Annotated in this window: 3 protein-coding genes; all 3 read right to left on the bottom strand. The window is 68.7% G+C overall.

Features of this window, described 5'->3' with window-relative positions:
- A partial coding sequence (locus tag EQG76_RS24560) for an NTP transferase domain-containing protein (protein WP_159717233.1) occupies positions 1-247 on the bottom strand: 247 nt, incomplete at its 3' end.
- Positions 240-1,121, bottom strand: coding sequence for a formate dehydrogenase accessory sulfurtransferase FdhD (locus EQG76_RS24555; RefSeq protein ID WP_159717231.1), 882 nt, complete (start codon positions 1,119-1,121; stop codon positions 240-242). The genes EQG76_RS24555 and EQG76_RS24560, both read right to left, overlap by 8 nt.
- On the bottom strand, positions 1,118-1,370 hold a 253-nt coding region (locus EQG76_RS24550; protein WP_321573506.1), incomplete at its 5' end, for a substrate-binding domain-containing protein. The genes EQG76_RS24555 and EQG76_RS24550, both read right to left, overlap by 4 nt.

Genomic DNA, 1,370 nt, shown 5'->3' with positions numbered 1-1,370 from the left:
CGAGCGGCCCCGGAAAGCCCGGCAGATCGTCCGGCACCACCGGCAGGCTGGTCGCAGCGAACCGCGCCGGGTCGCCGTTCGCGTTCAGGATCAGCTCGCGGCACTGCGGCCGCAGCCGCCCGATGACATGGTCCAGCAGCGACCGGCCGCCCAGCAGGGCCAGCGGCTTGTCGCCACCACCCATGCGCCGGGCCAGACCGCCGGCCAGGATGACCCCCAGGGTCGGTGGTGTCCCGGCTTCAGTCATCGCCGCCCTCCCCGCGCCGGCCCTTGGCCGAGAGCTCCTCGACATAGGCCAGATCCTGGTCGAACAGGATCCGGTCCTCGCCCGAGAGCGCCAGGAAGCGCTTGCCGCGCGCCCGGCCGATCAGGGTCAGGCCGGTCCGCCGCGCCAGCTCCACTCCCCAAGCAGTGAAGCCGGAGCGCGAGACCAGGATCGGGATGCCCATGCGCACGGTCTTGATCACCATCTCCGAGGTCAGCCGGCCGGTCGTGTAGAAGATCTTGTCCGCCCCGCTCTGGCCGTGCCGGAACATCCAGCCGGCGATCTTGTCCACCGCGTTGTGCCGGCCGACATCCTCCATATAGATCAGCGGCCGGTCCTCCCTCGCCAGCACGCAGCCATGGATGGCGCCGGCCTCTAGGTAGAGCGACGGCGTGGTGTTGATCGCGTGGGTCAGCCGGTAGAGCCAGGAGGTACAGAGCCGGGTCTTCGGCAGTTCGACCGCGTCCAGCGCCTCCATCAGGTCACCGAAGGCCGTGCCCTGCGCGCAGCCGCTGGTCTGGGTGCGCTTGCGCAGCTTGTCCTCGAAATTGGTCTGCGCCTCGGTGCGGACGACCACGACCTCCAGGTCCTCGTCATAGTCGACCGCGGTTACCCGGTCTTTGGGCTTCAGCATGTTCTGGTTGAGCAGATAGCCGAGCGCCAGATATTCCGGGTAGTCGTTGATCGTCATCATCGTGACGATCTCCTGGGCGTTCAGGTAGAGCGTCAGCGCCCGCTCGACCGGCACGCGAGTGTCCACCCGCTCGCCACGCTCGTTCACGCCGACGACTTGCTGGGTCAGCCGCCGGTCCGCGGGATCGGGGCGGACCAGCAGATGGCTCTTCTCCTTGATCATCGGCTCCGTCCAGCCTGCTCCTCGGCAGGCGCATAGCCCAGGCTGTGCCGCGCCCGCTCCCGGGCCGATTCCGTGATCTGCCCTACCAGCGTAGCTGGGACCGAATGGTGGACAGCCAGGAAATAGGTTTCCTCGCCGAGCGGCAGGAAGTCCAGGCCGAAGCGCTCCGCACTGGCCCTGGCGCCCATGCCCGCATCGGCCGCACCGGAGGCGATCAGGGCCGCCACCGCCCGATGGGTGAACTCCTCC

The organism is Geminicoccus flavidas, from assembly GCF_009806515.1.
In the GTDB taxonomy this organism is placed as follows: Bacteria; Pseudomonadota; Alphaproteobacteria; order Geminicoccales; family Geminicoccaceae; genus Geminicoccus; species Geminicoccus flavidus.
The sequence above is the reverse complement of the archived record's forward strand: the minus strand, read 5'-3'. Positions and strand labels throughout refer to the sequence as shown.